Below are 1850 nucleotides of genomic sequence, written 5' to 3' on the forward strand. Positions count from 1 at the left end.
CGGCCGCTGTCGTGCCTGCGGGATTGAGCCGAGCCGACGATGTCCAATCGTTCAGGTTGCCATCAACCGTAGGCATGGCGACCTTGTTTCCCTGAAGGTAGAAGAATGAACCGTAAGATCAGGTCCAGGTCAGACTGCGAATGGATTTACGCTGTGGTTTGAGTCTTGCTCGGATTGACGAGGAACCCTCTGGCGGCCGCCGGTCTTTTGCCGCTCCTGATGTATAAACTTCCCAGCTTCCGACATGAGAGCCAAATAGGATTAGCTCTTTGGGAGCATAAATAGTAAAGTGGAATTACATGGATTCTGAGTTGGATAAATTAGGGCTATGTGACCTTAATTTTCATGTATTTCCAGTTTAGATCGGTGTCAGAATGTTGGTATGCGTGCCGTGATTGATCCTTATGGCGGTATGATCTGGATCAGGGGCATGCGCCGCGATCGTATCGGACCAGTCTTCATGGACTGCGGGTCGAATCGGATCTCCTCGGAAGAACCGCACCGGCTCGTGGCTTGTGATCTCGGCTCTCTACACGTTGGCCCAGCCCTCGAGACTGACGATGGCCAAGTGTTTCCTTGGCGGAGAACGCAGATCCGGAGACGCTGGCGGGCCGGCAGGCCGAAGGCGACCGGCGGGACGAGAGGGGCGCGAGCCTCACAGGACGGGGGATCCTGACGCTCCAACGCTGCACGAACCAGGGCGCGATCGGCATCGGCTCGCAGTCGGAGTCGGTTCAGGGCAGGACCTGCGGTGCGAAGCGGTTCCCGGGATCGCGCACCGGCATTCATCGGATCCGCACGATGTTCGCGGAGGCAATCTCGATTCTGTGCTTGCCAGCCCCCGGTTCCATGCCGGGCGCGAGATCCATGCCTGCCGGGCACAACGCGCGTCGGCTGACTCAGGCTGGTACCCGTACGCACGTCGGACAGGGTTGAGGGTCGACCCCCTTGGTACGCAGGCGTCCGATCGTGCCGGGTGATGGGGGCGGGGCAGCGAGATGCGCCGCACCCAGCCGCAGGCGGGTGATCACCGTGACACCGCGGCGACGCGTCGCGTCGAGGACCGGCAGAACCGAGAGGCTGCCATTGCCTACGAGGATGAGGGCGCGTCCCGGCAACCGCCAACGGACCTGCAGGACAGGTGACGCGCGAGATCAAGAAGGGCCGTGTGACGATGGCCCACGTCGCGGCAGTTTCGTCTTGACGGCTGCGACGCGGTCGAGGAACGCTAGAGCACGACCGCGTCACACCGGATGCGTCCGGAACTGGTCTCCCGCGCGCAGGCATCGCATCACCGGCAGCCCACCGGATCGTGGGCTGCGCGATCAGGCCACTTTCGCCTCGCGTACCGCCGGCACGTAGGCAGCCCTCAAGCTCGATCTCAGGTCGCTCGACATCGATGCTGCCGCGTGACTGACGTGGTTCGTCATGTAGGAGAGAGTTTCGTCGGCCGGCAGCTTCACCCGAGTCAGTCCGTCATGTGAGCGGCGTCGATCCCATTGCCGGACATGAGCCAAGCGACGAGCGGTTTCGGAATCGATGCTAAGATGATCGGCAAGTTCGATGTAGGTGACCCAAAGCTGCGGCATTGCTGCGTCTCATAGATTGCCAGGTGACAGTAGGCCCTATTCATCCTCGCAATTCATTGCCGAGGTCCTTCACCGCTGGCGATATGTTGAGCAAGATTAGGAAATTGGTTAATCGAACCTCTCGCGACGAGGTCTGTTTTCACCAACCGCGGATGCTGGCGCTTTTTCCGGCGACCGACGAGGCCCCCATCTACACTGAGGCGGCCTGCTGGCGGTTCGGGAGGGTGGGTCGGTAAGGGTGCGCGTTACACGAAGAGGAAG

At 60.9% G+C, this 1850-nt stretch carries 1 protein-coding gene; it reads right to left on the reverse strand.

Going from position 1 to position 1850, the window contains the following annotated elements; all coding sequences use genetic code 11:
* Nucleotides 1-1325: 1325 nt before the first annotated feature.
* Nucleotides 1326-1589 (reverse strand): hypothetical protein, encoded by a 264-nt coding sequence (locus AC6EUL_RS22785; RefSeq protein ID WP_499872886.1) that lies wholly within the window; start codon nt 1587-1589, stop codon nt 1326-1328.
* Nucleotides 1590-1850: the final 261 nt, after the last annotated feature.

The sequence above is a fragment of the Methylobacterium sp. 001424705 genome, from assembly GCF_059816145.1.